13 protein-coding genes and 1 pseudogene are annotated in these 15,925 nt (G+C 71.7%); 6 read left to right on the forward strand and 8 right to left on the reverse strand.

Annotated features, from left to right (window positions below; genetic code table 11):
* Positions 1–133: 133 nt before the first annotated feature.
* Positions 134–1,096, reverse strand: coding sequence for an alpha/beta fold hydrolase (locus OV427_RS24875; RefSeq protein WP_267858653.1), 963 nt, complete (start codon positions 1,094–1,096; stop codon positions 134–136).
* Between the two features lie 104 nt (positions 1,097–1,200).
* Between OV427_RS24875 and OV427_RS24880 the strand changes: the two genes are divergently transcribed.
* A complete protein-coding gene (locus OV427_RS24880; RefSeq protein ID WP_267858654.1) occupies positions 1,201–2,103 on the forward strand; it encodes a LysR family transcriptional regulator in 903 nt (300 codons plus the stop codon).
* Positions 2,104–2,309: 206 nt separating this feature from the next.
* Here the strand turns inward: OV427_RS24880 and OV427_RS24885 are convergent, their stop codons facing one another.
* The 3 genes from OV427_RS24885 to OV427_RS24895 form a co-directional block, all read right to left on the reverse strand.
* On the reverse strand, positions 2,310–3,899 hold the full coding sequence (locus tag OV427_RS24885) for a glucose-6-phosphate isomerase (protein ID WP_267858655.1): 1,590 nt from the start codon (positions 3,897–3,899) through the stop codon (positions 2,310–2,312).
* A gap of 157 nt (positions 3,900–4,056) precedes the next feature.
* On the reverse strand, positions 4,057–4,959 hold the full coding sequence (locus tag OV427_RS24890) for a sterol desaturase family protein (RefSeq protein WP_267858656.1): 903 nt from the start codon (positions 4,957–4,959) through the stop codon (positions 4,057–4,059).
* Positions 4,960–4,969: 10 nt separating this feature from the next.
* A complete protein-coding gene (locus OV427_RS24895; protein ID WP_267858657.1) occupies positions 4,970–5,635 on the reverse strand; it encodes a TetR/AcrR family transcriptional regulator in 666 nt (221 codons plus the stop codon).
* A 141-nt stretch (positions 5,636–5,776) separates the two neighbouring features.
* Here OV427_RS24895 and OV427_RS24900 point away from each other — a divergent pair, with 141 nt between their 5' ends.
* Both OV427_RS24900 and OV427_RS24905 read left to right on the forward strand, forming a co-directional pair.
* Complete coding sequence (locus OV427_RS24900; protein WP_267858658.1) at positions 5,777–6,640, forward strand: sulfotransferase domain-containing protein; 864 nt, start codon at positions 5,777–5,779, stop codon at positions 6,638–6,640.
* Positions 6,641–6,755: 115 nt separating this feature from the next.
* Positions 6,756–7,841 carry an alpha/beta hydrolase gene (locus OV427_RS24905; protein WP_267858659.1) on the forward strand — a complete coding sequence of 362 codons (1,086 nt, stop codon included), beginning with the start codon at positions 6,756–6,758 and terminating at the stop codon, positions 7,839–7,841.
* Positions 7,842–7,853: 12 nt separating this feature from the next.
* Here OV427_RS24905 and OV427_RS24910 read toward each other — a convergent pair whose 3' ends face one another.
* Positions 7,854–9,119: an amidohydrolase family protein gene (locus OV427_RS24910; RefSeq protein ID WP_267858660.1), complete on the reverse strand. Its 1,266-nt coding sequence runs from the start codon at positions 9,117–9,119 to the stop codon at positions 7,854–7,856.
* A 372-nt stretch (positions 9,120–9,491) separates the two neighbouring features.
* On the opposite strand from OV427_RS24910, the pseudogene OV427_RS24915 reads away from it, so the two are divergent.
* A pseudogene (locus tag OV427_RS24915) lies at positions 9,492–9,857 on the forward strand (M23 family metallopeptidase); the annotation flags it as partial.
* A 183-nt stretch (positions 9,858–10,040) separates the two neighbouring features.
* Here the strand turns inward: OV427_RS24915 and OV427_RS24920 are convergent.
* Both OV427_RS24920 and OV427_RS24925 read right to left on the reverse strand, forming a co-directional pair.
* Positions 10,041–11,738, reverse strand: coding sequence for a GTPase (locus OV427_RS24920; protein ID WP_267858661.1), 1,698 nt, complete (start codon positions 11,736–11,738; stop codon positions 10,041–10,043).
* 1,227 nt (positions 11,739–12,965) lie between these two features.
* The gene (locus OV427_RS24925) at positions 12,966–13,130 is read right to left on the reverse strand and encodes a hypothetical protein (protein ID WP_267858662.1); all 165 of its coding nucleotides are present in this window, start codon (positions 13,128–13,130) and stop codon (positions 12,966–12,968) included.
* Between the two features lie 246 nt (positions 13,131–13,376).
* Between OV427_RS24925 and OV427_RS24930 the strand changes: the two genes are divergently transcribed.
* Both OV427_RS24930 and OV427_RS24935 read left to right on the forward strand, forming a co-directional pair.
* A complete protein-coding gene (locus OV427_RS24930) occupies positions 13,377–14,273 on the forward strand; it encodes a dimethylarginine dimethylaminohydrolase family protein (RefSeq protein WP_267858663.1) in 897 nt (298 codons plus the stop codon).
* Positions 14,274–14,344: 71 nt separating this feature from the next.
* Positions 14,345–15,142: a hypothetical protein gene (locus OV427_RS24935; RefSeq protein WP_267858664.1), complete on the forward strand. Its 798-nt coding sequence runs from the start codon at positions 14,345–14,347 to the stop codon at positions 15,140–15,142.
* 1 nt (position 15,143) lies between these two features.
* Here OV427_RS24935 and OV427_RS24940 read toward each other — a convergent pair whose 3' ends face one another.
* On the reverse strand, positions 15,144–15,797 hold the full coding sequence (locus OV427_RS24940) for an MBL fold metallo-hydrolase (RefSeq protein WP_267858665.1): 654 nt from the start codon (positions 15,795–15,797) through the stop codon (positions 15,144–15,146).
* Positions 15,798–15,925: the final 128 nt, after the last annotated feature.

Consider the following 15,925-nt stretch of genomic DNA (forward strand, 5'->3'; position numbering starts at 1 on the left):
CGGGTTCTACCGCTTCGGCCGGTGGCCGGGTTGTCACATGGAGGCCCGAACGTCCGGGCGAGCACGCCCAGGGCTCTACCTGCTCCCAGGCGTGCCGCGGGTGTCGCGCGCCACGCGGTGAGCGCGGGGCGCTTCAGGCTCCCCGCGCGTACCTCGGGGACAGCGCCTTGTCCGCGAGCCAGTCGGCGGCGTCCGCCCAGAGCGAGCCGCGGAAGGGCTCGCGGAAGAAGCCGAAGTGGCCAATGGGCCTGCCCAGCTCCTTCGGGGACAGCAGCCGGTGGTCCACGAGCGCATCCGCGTAGAAGGACAGCAGCGCGCGCACCGCCTCGGGCGAGGCGAAGGGGTCATCCGTGAAGCTGTAGGCCCGCAGCGGCAGGTACAGCGAGGCGTAGGCCTCGCGGCGCGGCTCGCCGCCTTCGCTCAACAGATAGTCCGGGGCCAGGCACCAACGTGCCCACTGTGCGGCCACGCCCGCGGGCAGGTCCTCCGCGGTGCCGGCCCAGCCGGGCAGCTTCCCGAAGGACTTCACCAGCAGGGGCGCCATGACGCGCCAGTTGAACTCCATGCGCAGCCGCTGGGGGAACAGCCGGTAGTAGCCGGAGCCCGACGCCACGTGGAGCAGCGCCGTCACCTCGCGCGCGTTGTCCGCCAGCCCGAGCAACTGTCCGCCCGCGCTGTGCCCCACCAGCAGGATGCGGCGGCCCGGGAAGCGCTCGCGCACGGTGTCGATGGCGCCCGCCAGGTCCAGCGCTCCCCAGTCCTCCATCCGCGCCCCGAAGCCCGCGAGCGACGCCGGCCGCGAGCCGCCGATGCCCCGGTTGTCATAGGTGACGGTGGGCAGGCCCCGCCCGGCGAGGTACGCGGCGAAGCGCGAGTAGTACCGCTGCCGCACCCCCATGGCGGAGCCGATGAGCACCACGGCCCCCAGCTCCGCGCCCGCGTGGGGGAAACACGTCCCGGAGAGCGCGTAACCGTCGCGCGCCCGGATGGGGAAGGGAACTCCCGGGCCGGTGTCCAGCGTGAGGCCTGCCTCGTCCTCCGCCGTGTTCCGCACTGCCGGGCCCACCGACTGCTCCAGCGTCGCCGCGTGAGACATGTCCGTCCTCCTGTCCGCGTGGGGCCGCCGTGCGTGCCCCCGCATCGCGGGGATAACTCCGGCAGGGCTGCATGGATGCAGCACTTTGCTGCATCATTGCAGGCATGGATTTGCGATGGGATGACCTGCGGTACCTGCTGGCGGTGGCGCGCCAGGGCTCGCTCGCGGGCGCGGCGCGCGAGCTTCGCGTGGACGCCACCACGGTGGGGCGGCGGCTGGACGCGCTGGAGAAGTCGCTGGGCACGCGGCTGGTGCTGCGCGGCGCCCGGGCGCTCGCCCTCACGGAGGCCGCGGAGGCGGTGGTGGTCCGGGCGCGGGAGATGGAGGACGGGCTGCGCCTCCTGCACGATGCGGTGGCCACGGAGGCCCGCGCCGTGGGCACCGTGCGCCTCACCGCCACCGAATACCTTGCCCAGGCCCTGCTTGCTCCGCGCCTGGGAGAGTTGCACACGCTGCACCCCGGGTTGGATTTGGAGCTGGTGTCGGGCAGCGAGCTGGTGGACCTCCAGCGCGGCGACGCGGACCTCGCGCTGCGACTGGCGCCGCCCCGAGGAGATGCGCTGGTGGTGCGCAAGGTAGGGGAGGTGGCCTTCGCCATGTATGCGGCGCGCGGCTATCTGCGCCGCCACGGCGCGCCCCGGCCCGGGGACTTCCACGGGCACTGCGTGCTCGTCTACCGCGCCTCCCTCACCTCCGGTGCCGAGTCCGAGGAGCTGAAGCGACTGACGGCGGGCGCGCGACGGCTGCTCCAGAGCAACAGCTCGGTCGTCCTGCGCGAGGCAGCCGCGGCAGGGCTCGGCGTGGCGCTGTTGCCATGCCTCAGTGGGGAGCGGGACTCACGGCTGACGCGCGTGGGCGCGGGAGTCCTGGCGAAGCGGCCGCTGTGGCTGGTGTTCCACAAGGACTTGCAGAAGAGCCCCCGCGTGCGCGCCGCCTCCGACTGGGTGGTGGAGCTGTGCCGGAAGGAGCGGGCGGGGCTCGCGGGCCAGGAGTCCGGCGCGCGGTAGTCCGAGGGCGGCGTGGGCTCCCGCGCACGGACGGGCCCTTCCCGAAGCCGCGAGCCCTCGGGAACGGGCGGGCTTGCGGGGACGGAGGGCGGGGCCTGGGGCGCCCGAGGACGCGGGCCCCCTCACTTCGCGGAGCCGCGAGCCCTCGGGAACAGGCGGGCTCGCGGGGACGGAGGACGCCCGGGGGGACCCGGGCTCCCCTCACTTCACTTCACGCGGAACCGTGCCTCCGCCGGGCTCGCTCCGCCGGAGCGCTGCACGCCCCGGTCCGGATTGGCGGCCAGGTGCTCCAACACCTTGAACACCGTCTCCACCTCGTTCGGCATGCCGATGTCGGCGGCGAGCTGCTCGGCGGAGCGGGCCTCCGCGCGGGCCTCGCCCAGACGGGCCGTCAGCTTGCGCTGCAGCTCCAGCACCACACCCGCGGCCTTCTTGCCCGCCTCCACGCCCGGCTGGTGGTAGGCATTGATGTGCACGAGGCTGGCGTAGAAGCCCACCGCGCGCTCATACAGCGCAATCAGCGCGCCCACCGTGCGCGGGCTCACGTCCGGCACGGTGAGGGTGAGCGACTCGCGGCCCTTCTCGAACAGCGCGCGGCGCGTGCCCAGCAGGAAGCCCAGCAGGTAGTCCCCGCTGGTGACGCCGGGCTCCACCTCGAAGGTGGGCCCCTGGCGGTCCTTCAGCACCTCGATGAAGGTGGCGAAGAAGTTGTGCACGCCCTCGCGCAGTTGCTGCACGTACGCGTGCTGGTCCGTGGAGCCCTTGTTCCCGTAGACGGCGATGCCCTGGTTCACCACCTTGCCGTCCAGGTCCAGCTCCTTGCCCAGCGACTCCATGACGAGCTGCTGGAGGTAGCGCGACATCAGGAGCAGCCGGTCCTTGTACGGCAGGATGACCATGTCCTTCGCGCCGCGCCCTTCGCCCGCCTGGTGCCACATCAATGCCAGCAGCGCGGCCGGGTTCTTCTGCACGTCCCGCTGCCGCGTCGCCGTGTCCATCTCCCGCGCGCCCGCGAGCATCCCGTCGATGTCCAGCCCCTGCAGCCTTGCCGGCAACAGGCCCACCGCCGACAGCACCGACGTGCGCCCGCCAACCCAGTCCCACATGGGGAAGGTGCGCAGCCAGCCCTGCTTCTTCGCGGTGCCGTCCAGCTCGCTGCCCGCGCCCGTGACGGCCACCGCGTGCTTGCTGAAGTCGAGCCCCTTCGCCTGGTACGCGTGCCCGGCCTCCAGCATGCCGTTGCGCGTCTCCTTGGTGCCGCCCGACTTGCTGACGACCAGCGTCAGCGTCTCGGCCAGTCCGTCACCGAGCTGCGCCACCACCCGGTCCATGCCGTCCGGGTCCGTGTTGTCGAAGAAGGACACCTTCATCGTGTCCCGCGCCGTGCCCAGCGCGTCCGCCACCAGCTGCGGCCCCAGCGCCGAGCCGCCGATGCCCACCACCAGCAGGTGCGTGAAGCGCTGCGCCTTCTGCGGCTTCACCGTGCCGGCGTGCACGTCGCGCGCGAAGGCGTGGATGGCCGCCACCGTGTCGGTGATTTCCTTCTTCAGCCCCGCATCCGGCGCCAGTTCCGGCGCGCGCAGCCAGTAGTGGCCCACCTTGCGCTTCTCGTCCGGGTTGGCAATGGCGCCCTTCTCCAGCGCCTCCATCTCCGTGAAGGCCTCTTCCATGCGCGGGCGCATCCGCTCCAGGAAGTCCGCGGGGAACTGCATGCGCGAGATGTCGAGCGAGAACCCCACGGACGGCACGACGCACAGGTAACGCTGGTACCGCTCCCACAGCTCTCGCTCGGTCATGACTCCTCTTTCGCGCGCAAAGGTGCCACGTGGCTTAGCGCCTCCGCATGCGGGTGGGAAGCCGCTCGCGGGGGCAGCGAGACTCGAGGGCACCCCCGGAAGGCCAGTGCTCAACACCTCATGGTGGCATGGGGGGCAACGCCCCCAGCGCGACGGCCTACGCTGACGGGGGGGCGGCCTCCGGTGACGGGCGGGCGGCCTCCGGTGGCGGCACGGACGCCGCCGGCTTCCAGGCGGGGTTGCGGAAGATGTAGCCCAGCCGCTGGCTCAGCGGGCCGGGCTTCTTCGCGTCGCGGATGATGGCCGCCACCTCGTGGGTGGCGATGCGCAGCGGGTTGTATGTCTCGAGGTTCTTCGTCAGCCCGTACACCGGCTTCTCCGTCTCCGGCTCGAAGGTGCCGAAGAGCCTGTCCCACAGCATCAGGATGCCCGCGTAGTTCTTGTCGAGGTAGCGCGGGTTGGAGCCGTGGTGCACGCGGTGGTGCGAGGGCGTGTTGAAGAGCCACTCGAACGGACGCGGCAGCTTCACGATGGCCTCGGTGTGAATCCAGTACTGGTAGAGCAGGTTGAGCCCCTGCTGGATGAAGATCATCGCCGGGTGGAAGCCCAGCAGCGCGAGTGGTGCCCAGAACGGCCAGCTCGTGGGGACCAGCCACGGCTGCCGCAGCGCAGTGGAGAGGTTGTAGTGCTCGCTGGAGTGGTGCACCACGTGCGACGCCCAGAAGAAGCGGCTCTCGTGGTGGATGCGGTGGTACCAGTAGTAGCAGAGGTCCTCCGCGAAGAAGAGCAGCACCCAGGCCACCACGCCCGAGCCCATGCGCAAGGGCGTCCACTCGTAGAGCGCGAGGTAGCCGGCGAAGGCGACGAACTTCCACCCCAGCGACAGGGCCGAGTAGCCCAGGCCCATGGTGAGGCTGGCAATGGTGTCCTTCCAGGTGTGGCCCACCACGGGGCGGCCCGCGTCCTTCAGCTTCTTCACCCAGAACGCCTCGGCGATGACCGTGAGGACGAAGACGGGGATGACGGGGGTGAGCACATCGGGGATGTGAGCCGCGTCCATGACGGGCCTCCTATGGACGGGAGCGGCGGCGAGGCCGCTCCGGGGTGGGTGAGAACGCGGCGCGCAGGAAGCGCGTCAGGGTGTCCAGCATGCGGCGGTGCGCCGGGTCATTCGGGCGCGCGCTGCCGCCGACGACGGCGCCCTGCACCGCGTCCAGCGCCAGCTCCACCACGTCGTCGAACTCCGGCTGTGTGGCGGCCACCTCGGGGAACAGCTCGCGCGCCACGCGGTGCAGGTTCTCCCGGTGCGGCCCGTCCACCGCCTCCAGCGCCGAGCGCAGCTCCGGGTCCGTGCGCGCCGCCACGTACAGCTCCACCGCCGCCTGCAGCTCCGGCCGCTGGTACGCGGCCCACAACATGTCTACCGCCGACGCGACGCGGTCTCTTCCCGCCGGCCGCGCCCCCACGCCCGCCAGGTAGTCCTGGATGATGCGCGGGAAGAGGTGCTCCACCGCCGCGGCGAGCAGCTCCTCCTTGGTGTCGAAGTGCGTGAAGAGCGCCCCCTGCGACAGGCCCGCCCGCTTCGCCACCTCCACCGTCGTCAGCCGCGCATGCCCCAGCTCCACCAGCGCGGAGATGGTGGCGTCCAGCAGCTTGCGCCGCGTCGTCTCGCGGCGCTCCTGCTGTGTGCGGCGAGGTGGACGCGGCATCTCCGGCGCGGAGTTCTTCGAAGCCATTTCACGGAGAGGATAACTCCGAACTTAACGAGTGACCAGTCACTAAGTGCGATGCAGGCGAGGGAGCCAGGGCCGCGCCGGTTGGGTGTACGCTCCGGCTTCCCCCCCTTCTTCCGTGATTACAGGACTGAGACCCTGCTCATGCGGTGGCTGACAAAACCCTTCCTGATGTGTCTGTCCGTGGTGGTGGTCATCTCCGGCTTCGTCCTCAACACGAGCCGCAAGCTGCGTGAGATGATCCGCTTCCATACGGGGTTCCGCCCCCGGCCCGACGACATCTTCATCGCGACCTTCCCGAAGTCAGGCACCACCTGGATGCAGATGATCCTGGTGCAATTGCTCTCCAGCGGTGACGCGGAGTTCGACCACATCCTCCAGAAGTCGCCGTACCTCGAGGAGCTCATCCGCCACGAGAACTTCGGCTACATGGAGAAGATGCCGTCGCCGCGCATGTTCAAGACCCACCTGCCGTACAAGGAGCTGCGGCCGTCGAAGGACTCGCGCATCATCTTCGTCACCCGCGACGCTCGGGACACCTTCGTCTCCTGCTACCACCACTACGAGATGCTGCGCCGATTCCGCTCGCCGTTCGACCGCTTCATGAAGGGCATGGTGAGCGGGCGCGGCTTCTTCGGAAGCTGGTTCGGCTACATGCGCTCGTGGATGCCCCACCGGAACGACGCCAACGTGCTGTGGATCCGCTACGAGGACCTGAGCGCGGACCTGGAGGGGCAGGTGCGGCGCATCGCCGCCTTCCTCAAGGTCTCCGTGCCGGAGGAGCGCATGGCGGACCTCCTGCGGAAGTGCAGCTTCGAGTACATGAAGCAGCACAACCACAAATTCGACTTCCGCATGGGGCTGTACGAGGAGAACCCGGGCACCTTCATCCGCCAGGGTGGCACGAAGTCCCGCCAGCCCATCCGTGAGGAGCACGTCGCCGAGCTGGAGGCGAACCTGTCGAAGCTCCGCGGCGAGCTGAAGCTGAAGGAGACGGAGACCTTCTAGGCGCGCCGGATGGAGTGGGGCGGTCCTCCCCTGACGGCGGCCGCTCACCGGGGGTTTCCGACTGTTCAGCCATGGAGGCGCCGCCCGGCCCGCGCGGGCCGGCATGCTCGGCGCCATGGCTTCTTCTTCCTCCCTTTCCGTGACGCACGCCGCGGCGCCGCGGCGCGGGGGCGGGCTCGCTTTCCTTCCGGGGCTCGTCGTCGCGCCGGTGGCCGTGTTGCTGATGGCCGCCGCGGCCTTCATCGGCGCCTCGCCTTCGGGCTGGGGCTACGCCGTGGGCTTCGCGCTCGTGTCCGTCGGACTGCTCGCTCCACCCGGGCGGCGGGGGCTGGCGCGGGCGGGGCTCGGGCTCATGGTGCTCGTGGCGCTGGGGCGGCTGGTCTTCGCGGGGGGCACGCAGGTGGAGACCCTGCGGCTGCCGGACGCCGGCCACCGGTGGGTGAACCGGCTCGTCGCCGAGCGGGATGGGACGCTGTTCGCGGGGCACGTGCTGGTGCGCTCCGGCCGCCTGCCGCGCTCGGACGCGCGCGACTTCATCCCCGCGCTGGAGTCGGCGTTCGACCGGATGGACGCCGCCGAGGGCGAGCTCGCCACGCCCGCCATCGCCACGTACCTGGGCCTCCAGTCGCCGGAGTCCTTCGACACGCTGGTCATTCCTCCGAAGGGTGACGCCACGCCGCGCACGGCCGTCGTCTTCCTCCACGGCTTCGCTGGCAACTTCGCGGTGTACTGCTGGGAGATGGCGCGGTCCGTCCAGGCCATCTCCGCGCTCACCGTCTGCCCGTCGGTGGGGCCCGCCGGGGACTGGTGGTCCCCCCGGGGCGAGCGCACGTTGAAGGCGACGCTCGAGTGGCTCGCGGGCCGGGGCGTCCGCCGCGTCTACCTGGGCGGGCTCTCGAATGGAGGCGTGGGCGCCAGCATCCTCGCGGGCCGTGTCTCCCATCCGCGCCTCGAGCTGCGCGGCCTGGTGCTGGTGTCCGGTGCCGACTCGCGGGCTCCCGCGCCGTCCGTGCCCACGTTGATGGTGCAGGGGCGGCATGACTCCATGATGCCCACCCGCTCCATGCGCGCCTACGCCGAGCGCCTGGGCCGGCGCGCGACGTACGTGGAGGTGGACAGCGGGCACTTCGCCTTCCTCGACCGCCATGAAGAGTGCGAGCGCGCCATCTCCACGTGGCTCGTCCAGCGCGAGCGGGAGTGAGCGGCGCGGGGGCTACGGCGCCGGCACCTTCACCGCCGCCTCCACCTCTGCCAGCATCGCGTCCAGCTCCGCGCGCGGCAGCCACCGGCCGCGCAGCACCACGCCGTGCGGCGCTCGAGTGTGGCGCACGTCCTCACGTGGGTCCGCGTCCAGCAGCAGCAGGTCCGCGCGCTGGCCGACCGCCACCGTGCCCCATTCGGCGGACTCGCCCAGGTACTCCGCCGCGTTGCGCGTGGCGGCCTCCAGCACCGTGCGCGTCGGCAGGCCCGCCGCGGCCAGGGCCTCCATCTCCCGGTGCACCGCGAAGCCCGTCACCATGAAGAACTGCGGCGAGTCCGAGCCCACCAGCAGCCCCGCTCCCGCCGCGTGCAGCCCGCGCACCACCTGCCGCCGCAGCTCCACGAAGCGCTGCCTCCGCGCGGCGGGAGCGCCCGCCAGCTCCGGGTCCGACAGGTCCTTCGTCCACGCCTCCACCGCGGCGGAGGGTACGTAGCGCAGCTCCGGCCTCGCGCGCAGCGTGTCCACCTGGTCCGCGTTGGAGAGCAGCTCGAAGAGCTCCATCGTGGGCGAGCTCCACACGCCCGCCTTGCGCGTCGCCTCCGCCAGCGCGGGGATGCGCGCCGCGTCCATCCGCTCCACCGCGTCGGTGAAGTCGAGCTGGTCCACGACGGCCTTGTCGCCCGGCGGGAGCAGCGCGGACAGCCAGCCGTCGAGGTGCTCCACCTGCTGTCCCGACTCCAGCGCGTGCGCGAGCCCCACGTCCTGCGTCACATGGCCGCTCACGGGCAGCCCCTGGGCCTTCGCCTCGGCCATCATCGCGTCGTACGTCTCGCGCCCCAGCCCGCCGTGCGTCTTGAGCAAATCGAAGCCGGCGGCCTTCTGCTCGCGCACGCGCTGCCGGGCCTGCTCCGGTCCCTGCACGGACTTGCCATGGAAGGACGGGCCGGCCACCAGCAGCCGGGGCCCGAGCACCTCGCCCTTCGTCACCCGGGCCCGCAGCTCCAGTCCCGTCGGCGCGGCTCCCAGCGCCCGCGCGGTGGTGATGCCATTGGCGAGCAGCAGCCGCAGTTGCCGGCCCGCCGCGTCTTGCGCCTGCCCGGTGCCCGGCTGGAGGTGCAGGTGCATGTCCACCAGCCCGGGCATGAGCCAGCGCCCGCGCCCGTCCACCCGCGTCGCGCCTTCCGGCACCGGCGTGTGGGCCGAGGGGCCCACCGCGACGATGCGCTCGCCGTCCATGAGCACCGTCTGCTCTCGCAGCGCGTCAGTACCGGTGGTCATCGGGAGCACCGTCACCCCCACCACGGCCAGGGTGGCGTTCGGTGCGGCTGACGTCCCTTCCGGCGCGGAAGTCCCCCGCGTTTCCGGCCCGCCACGGCAGGCTGCCAGGCAGACGAGCAGACAGAGGCTCCAACCCCACCGCTGTGATTTTCCCTCGGAAGCCATGCGCGCAGCCCTCCATGGAGGAGAACGGAGCATAGGCCCCCCGGTCGCGAAGCACGCGGGCTTCTGGGAAAATGCACCAGGAAATATCGGGGGCACTTGCCTCCGTTTCCAGCCCGCCCCGATATGAACCTTTCCGCCCTCCTCCTTGGTTCTCTCCTGGCTTCGGCCCCCGCGGTTCCCCCCTCGACTGCTTCCCTGCAGGGCGACATGCCCGAGGTCGGCGTCCCCTTCGCCTGTGGTCGCATCTACACGGTGAGCCAGGGTCACGACACCGGTAGCCACCAGCACAACGACACCTACGCCTGGGACTTCCGCATGCCGGACGGCACCCCCATCGTCGCCGCGCGCGACGGGGTGGTGCGGCTGGCGCGTGGTGACAGCTCCACGGGTGGCTGCGACGAGAAGTTCGCGCCGCAGGCGAACTACGTCGTCATCTCCCACGGGGATGGCCTGGAGACGCAGTACCTCCACTTCAGCGCGGTGGTGGTGAAGCCTGGAGAGCGCGTGCGCGAGGGCCAGCTCATCGGCTTCTCCGGTTCCACCGGCTGGGCCTGCGGTGCGCACCTGCACTTCAAGGTGGCGCGCGAGGTGGGCAAGGGCTGGAACAACCCGTCCGTCCCGGCGCGCCTCGCGGGCTTTGGCGACCCGGTGCGCGACACGCGCGTCTCCGCGCCCATCTGCAAGGACGCGGGCCAGCAGACGCTCATGGCCCACAACGAGGGCACGCACGCGCCGGGCCAGGCCGTGGACTCGATGTCACCTGAGCGCCAGCAGGCGCTTCGCGGCCTCCCGCCCGGGGCGCAGTCCATCATCGACGGCCTCAATCAGCCTCCCGCCCAGGGCGGCCAGGGCCTCGACGAAGCGGGCGCGGCCCGCCGCACCCGCACGGCGAGCGGCCCCAGCGAGACTCGCTGACGCCAGCAGCGCGCCTGCTCCAGAGAGCAGCGCGAAGAAGGCCCCCGCGTTGATGAAGTAATCCAACGGCAGCAGGGGGCCTTCCACGTAGGCCCGCACCACGCGGTAGCCCACGTGTCCCAGCAGGCCGAGCAGCGGCAGGTTGATGAGGGGCAGCACCAGCCAGCGCGCGGTGCGCCACCAGCCTGCCACCGCCTCGCCCACGCCGGTGGTCGCCGTGTAGCGCCACGCTCCGGCGCGTGCCGCGCGCACGGCGTCCAGCAGGGCGTCCACGTCCGGCACGCCCAGCAGCGCCGGCTCCAGGCCTCCGGCCCGCACCACGCTGCGCGCCTCCGCCAGCGCCGTGCGCGCGGCGGACTCCACGCCGAAGTCGTCCTCGAAGGGCTCCACCACCGCCGTCTCCGCGGCACGGGCGCGCGTGCGTCCGCGCACCGCGTCCAGCGCGGTGGAGGCGGCCGCGACGGCCAGGCCCGCGGGCAGGCTGGCCCGTCCCACGAGGGCCGCCGCGCCCAGCCCGCTCGCTCCCCACAGTGACAGCCGCAGCCCCCAGGCCGCGGGTCCCCAGAAACGGCCTCCCGCCTGACGCCGCACCTCCGCCGCGAGGTGTCCGTGGGCGAGCCGCAGCCGCGCGTCGAAGTCCGCGCGCAGGCCCTCTGAGGCCTTCTCCAGGCCAGAGCCCAGCGCGTCGCGGGTGCGTGCGAGCAGCGCGTCCGTCTCCTTCAGCGCGGCCTCCACGCGCGTGTGTACCTCTTCCAGGGCGCCCATGGCGTTGGTGCGCCGCACGCGCGCGGCCACGGCCTGGGTGGCGAGCCCGCGCAGGTGGAAGAGGAGGGCTCCGAATTCTCCGGACACGTCGCGGCCGTCCTTCGCGGCGAGCGCGCTGATGGCGAAGATGGGCACGTCCTGCTGCGGCAGGCCGTACTGCTCGGAGGCCACTCGGCGGACCTGGGCCTTGAGGGACTCTCGCGACTCGGGGGACAGCTCGTCCGCGAAGTTGAGGATGAAGACGAGCGCGCGGCGGTGGGCGAACTCCGCGAGGAACTCCACCTGTGACGCTTCGGCCACGCTGCCACGATGCATGACGACGAGTGCGACGTCCGCGCGCTCGAGCGCGGCGCGTGCGACGTCGCGGTGGGTGGTGGCCACGCTGTTGAGGTCCGGCGTGTCGATGAACACCTGGCCGCCCCAGAGGCCCTGCGGCCCGGGCGAATAGCGCACCACGCGCGCGCCTGTCTGGGCCAGTGCGTCCGCGGCTGCGCCTTCCGGTGCGAACACGGTGGCGGCGGTGCTGGTGGGCCGGTCCACTCCTTCGCGCGACAGGGCCTGTCCGGCCAGCGCGTTGAGGAGGGTGGACTTGCCGGCGCCGGTGGCCCCGACGAGCGCCACGACGAGCGGTGCGTCCTTGCGGGCGACGCCGCGCGCGTAGTCGTCCACGAGCCGCTCCAGGCGTGCCGCGTGCGGTTGCAGCGCGGGCAGCTCCAGGGCGGCCTTCAAGAGGGGGCGAAGGGCTTCGGGGTCGGGGAGGCTCGTCTCGTCCACGTGGGGTGGGAGCCTGTCCCGGCCACGCCCGGGTGACTACGAAGAAGATGCGCCGAGGGTGCGCCAGCGTGCACTTTGCCGGGCGGATTCAGGCGTGGGTGTGGCTTGCACGGAATCGGGTGACAGGGTCACCCGCCCGGCGGAAGGCGGAAGGCGGAAGGCGGAAGGCGGAAGGCGGAAGGCGGAAGGCGGAAGGCGGAAGGCGGAAGGCGGAAGGAAGGTTCATTCCGCGAGCGCGCCGGCCGGAGGGGTGGAGCGGAAGGAAGGTTCATTCCGCGAGCGCGTCGCTCGGAAGGGTGGAGTGGAAGGAAGGTTCATTCCGCGAGCGCGTCGCTCGGAAGGGTGGAGTGGAAGGAAGGTTCATTCCGCGAGCGCGTCGCTCGGAAGGGTGGAGTGGAAGGAAGGTTCATTCCGCGAGCGCGCCGGCCGGAGGGGTGGAGCGGAAGGAAGGCTCATTCAGCGAGCCCGCCGCCCGGAGGGGTGGAGTGGAAGGAAGGTTCATTCCGCGAGCGCGCCGCTCGGAAGGGTGGAGTGGAAGGAAGGTTCATTCCGCGAGCGCGCCGGCCGGAGGGGTGGAGCGGAAGGAAGGCTCATTCCGCGAGCGCGCCGGCCGGAGGGGTGGAGCGGAAGGAAGGCTCATTCAGCGAGCCCGCCGCCCGGAGGAGTGGGGCGGAAGGAAGGCTCATTCCGCGCGTCCGCCGCCTGGAGGAGTGGGGCGGAAGGAAGGTTCATTCCGCGCGTCCGCCGCCTTGAGGGGTGGAGCGGAAGGAAGGCTCATTCCGCGAGCCCGCCGCCCGGAGGAGTGGGGCGGAAGGAAGGCTCATTCCGCGCGTCCGCCGCCTGGAGGGGTGGAGTGGAAGGAAGGTTCATTCCGCGAGCGCGTCGCTCGGAGGAGTGGGGCGGAAGGAAGGCTCATTCCGCGCGTCCGCCGCCTGGAGGGGTGGAGTGGAAGGAAGGTTCATTCCGCGCGTCCTGCGCCCGCAAAGACGGAAGCGGAAGGAAGGTTCATTCCGCGCGTCCTCTGCTCGGAATGTGGAGCGGGGGAAGACTCATTCCGTGCGTCCGCCGCTCAGTGGAGTGGAGCGGAAGGAAGGTTCATTCCGCATGCAAGTCCGCCGCTCGGAGTGGGACGGATTCCTGGGAACTGTCGCGTCCTGAAGGGGGCCGGATGCAGATGGCCCGGCGGGAGCCGATGCGAGGCTCCCGCCGGAGTGGAGGACTCAGCGCTCAGCAACCGGAGCAGCCATCGGGCTCCTCGCCGCAGGCGAGGGTGGTGAACTCCGGGCACTTCGGCGCCTTGTCCTTCTGCGGTTGGCCCGCGCCTCCGTGGATGCGGGCCAGGTCCTGCACGAACAGCTCCTTCACCTTCTTCACCTTCTTGTCGGTGCTCATGCGGGTGCTCTCCGTGTTGTGGGGGCGCGTGGGGTGTCGGCCCGTGCGTGCGCCCCGTGTTGTCGCCTCGGGCCGCTTCGACACGAGGGAGAACGGTGGGCGTCCGCGAGCCTTTTCCGGCGGAAGCCTTTACAGGCCGGTGCGCCCGGGCAGGCGCCCTGCGTGGAGGGCTCGTTCGGAAGGCCGCTTCGGGGAATGCGCGCGGGTGGCGGTGCGCGAGGCGGCGGGAGTAGAAGCGAAAGCACCATGGACCTCTTCCTCATGTCGCCCCCGGGGCGCGCGTGGGCCCTGCGCGGGCGCAACAACTTCCGCAGCCGCGAGGCTCCGCAGGTGGACGCGCGCCAGGCCCGGCTCGAGTGGCTGGCCCTCGCGCGAGAAATCGAAGCGCGCGGCGGCACGGTGGTGGCGCTGCCGTCGCCTTCCGAAGTGCTCACCGGCATGCCCTACGCCGCGGAGTGCGGGCAGGTGGTGCCGCGCGACGGTGCTCCGCCGTTGTTCCTGCTGCCGCGGATGATGAGCGCGCACCGGCAGGCCGAGCGTGAGCACTGGGCCCCGCTGGCCCGCCGCATGGGCATGGAGGTGGTGGACCCGGGCGTGGGCATCTGGGAAGCACACGGCGACGTGGCCACGTTCGACGGCGTCACGCTGCTGTTCTGGGGCGGGCGCACCACGCTGGACGGGCTGGAGGCCGCGGCGTCGCACTTCCCCGGCGAGGTGCTGCGCGTGCAGGTCCGCGAGCCCGCCTTCCACGGCAACATGGCCGTGCTCCCGCTGTCCGCCGTGGACCGGCTGATGGTGTGCCCGGACGTCATCGCCCCGGACTCGTACGCGCGCCTGCGTGAGCGGTTCGGTGCGCAGCGGCTGCTCGTGGTGACGGAGGACGAAATCAAGCACTACGCCACCAACGGGCTGCCGGTGGGGAGGGACCTGCTCGCGCCCTCGGTGGTGCAGGACGCGGTGCGCGCGCGGCTGGCCCTGCTGGGCATGCGCGTGGTGCCGCTCACCATGCGCGAATTGTGTGAGAAGGGCGGTGGCTCGTCGCGCTGCCTCGTGTCTCGCGCGGAGGTGGACGCGTCGGCGGTGCGCATTCCGGATGAGTACCGGCTGGCGGCAGTGGCGCGAGACATCGAAGCCGATGCGTGATTCGGGCGAACGGGTGGGGCAGGCGCAGGCGTCATGCCCACTGGCGGTACTGACAAAGGGCGAGGAACCCGATGCGTGACGCGAGCGCACTGACGAGGCAGGCGGAGGCGTTCTTCTCCCAGCACCCGGGCGTGTCGATGATGGCCCTGGGCTCGGGCGAGCACGCGGACTCGATGGACCTGTCACCCCTCGGCGTGCCCGTGCGGTACCTGCCCGCCGAGCGGAACCTGGACCTGGCGACGCAGTACCTCGCGCTGAACCAACTCGCCTTCGGTGGCATTGGCGTGCCGCGCTGGGTGCTGTCGGATTTGTACCTGCTGCCGGGAGCCATCGGCCTGCTGCGGTGCCCGGCGCGGATGGTGAAGCCCGAGGTGCGGGAGCGGCTGGGACTGGCCGACGAGGACCCGACCATCGGCGCGGCGTACTACGCGGCGCCCTCGGTGACGCCGGGCCTGTTCATCGGCGTGTCGCTGCTGAGCTTCCTGCCCGGCACCGGCGCCGCGCCGTGGGTGAAGGTGCTCACGCTGAGCATGCTGCGCGCGAAGCGGCTGCGCGGAGTGACCCAGTGGGACAACCCGAGCGTCCGCGCCCACGCGCGGCTCGGCCCGCTGCGCCTCGTGGGCCGCGTGCCCGGAGGCCATGAGTACGGCGAGCGCACCTTCGTCTACGAGACGGACGTGTCCGACGGCGCGCGCGTGGCGGAGGCCATGGAGCGGAAGTCGTCCCTGTCTCCCACGCGGCGGGTGTCCGTCACAGACCTGCCCACCCTGAGCGGACTGCTGGACCGCGCGGAGGCGGGCGAGGTGCTGCACCTCGTCCCGCCCGGCCAGGACGCGGGGCACGTGCTGGTGCGCGAGGGCGCGCTCTGACTCAGGGCGCCGGCGCGGTGGGGGACTCCGAGTCCTCCTCCAGCGCGCGGCGCAGCGCGGCGGCGCCCTCACCGACGATGGGTGCGCCGTGCGCGAAGCACACTGTCTGCACCGGCAGGTGGTCGAGGATGCGCCGCACGCTGTGCCGCGTGCGGACGGGGTCGTCCTGGTACTCGCCGGGAACGAACTCCGGCGTGCCCCGGCCCGCGTGCGACAGCAGGTCCGAGATGAAGGCCACGCTGCGCGGGTGCTGCTGAATCCACAGCGTGTACATGGCCTCCGTGGGCCCCGGCGTGTGGAAGGAGACGATGCCCGCCGGCAGCGTTTCGCCCGCCACGTAGAAGAAGTCCGGTGCCTCCTCCAGTCCCTGCGCGCCCTCCGGCGCCCACACCGGAGCGCCGAAGGCCTTGCGGAAGCGCCACGCCGAGCGCTGATGGTTGCCCGCCGTCAGGACGATGGCGGTCACCTTGCCCAGCCGGCGCAGCGGCTCCTCGTCGATGGGCAGCGGGTCGATGAGGACGACGGCGCCGTCTTCATCCACCACCGCGTACGCGTCACTGCGCGCGCCGCCGATGCGCTCGTCGGAGAGGGTCCAGTGATGGACTCCGGGGACCACCTCGACCAGTCGCTTTGCCTTCCCCTTGGGCTCGCTCATGCCGAGAAACGTAGGCACCCCTGTCGTGTGTCACCTGGACCAACGGACGGTGGGGCCGCGGGCTCGTCGGGCCTCCTGCTCCGGGGGCGGCCAGTCCGGGAGGGGAGGGGCAGCCATCGCCCCATCGT

This window comes from Pyxidicoccus sp. MSG2 (assembly GCF_026626705.1).
In the GTDB taxonomy this organism is placed as follows: Bacteria; Myxococcota; Myxococcia; order Myxococcales; family Myxococcaceae; genus Myxococcus.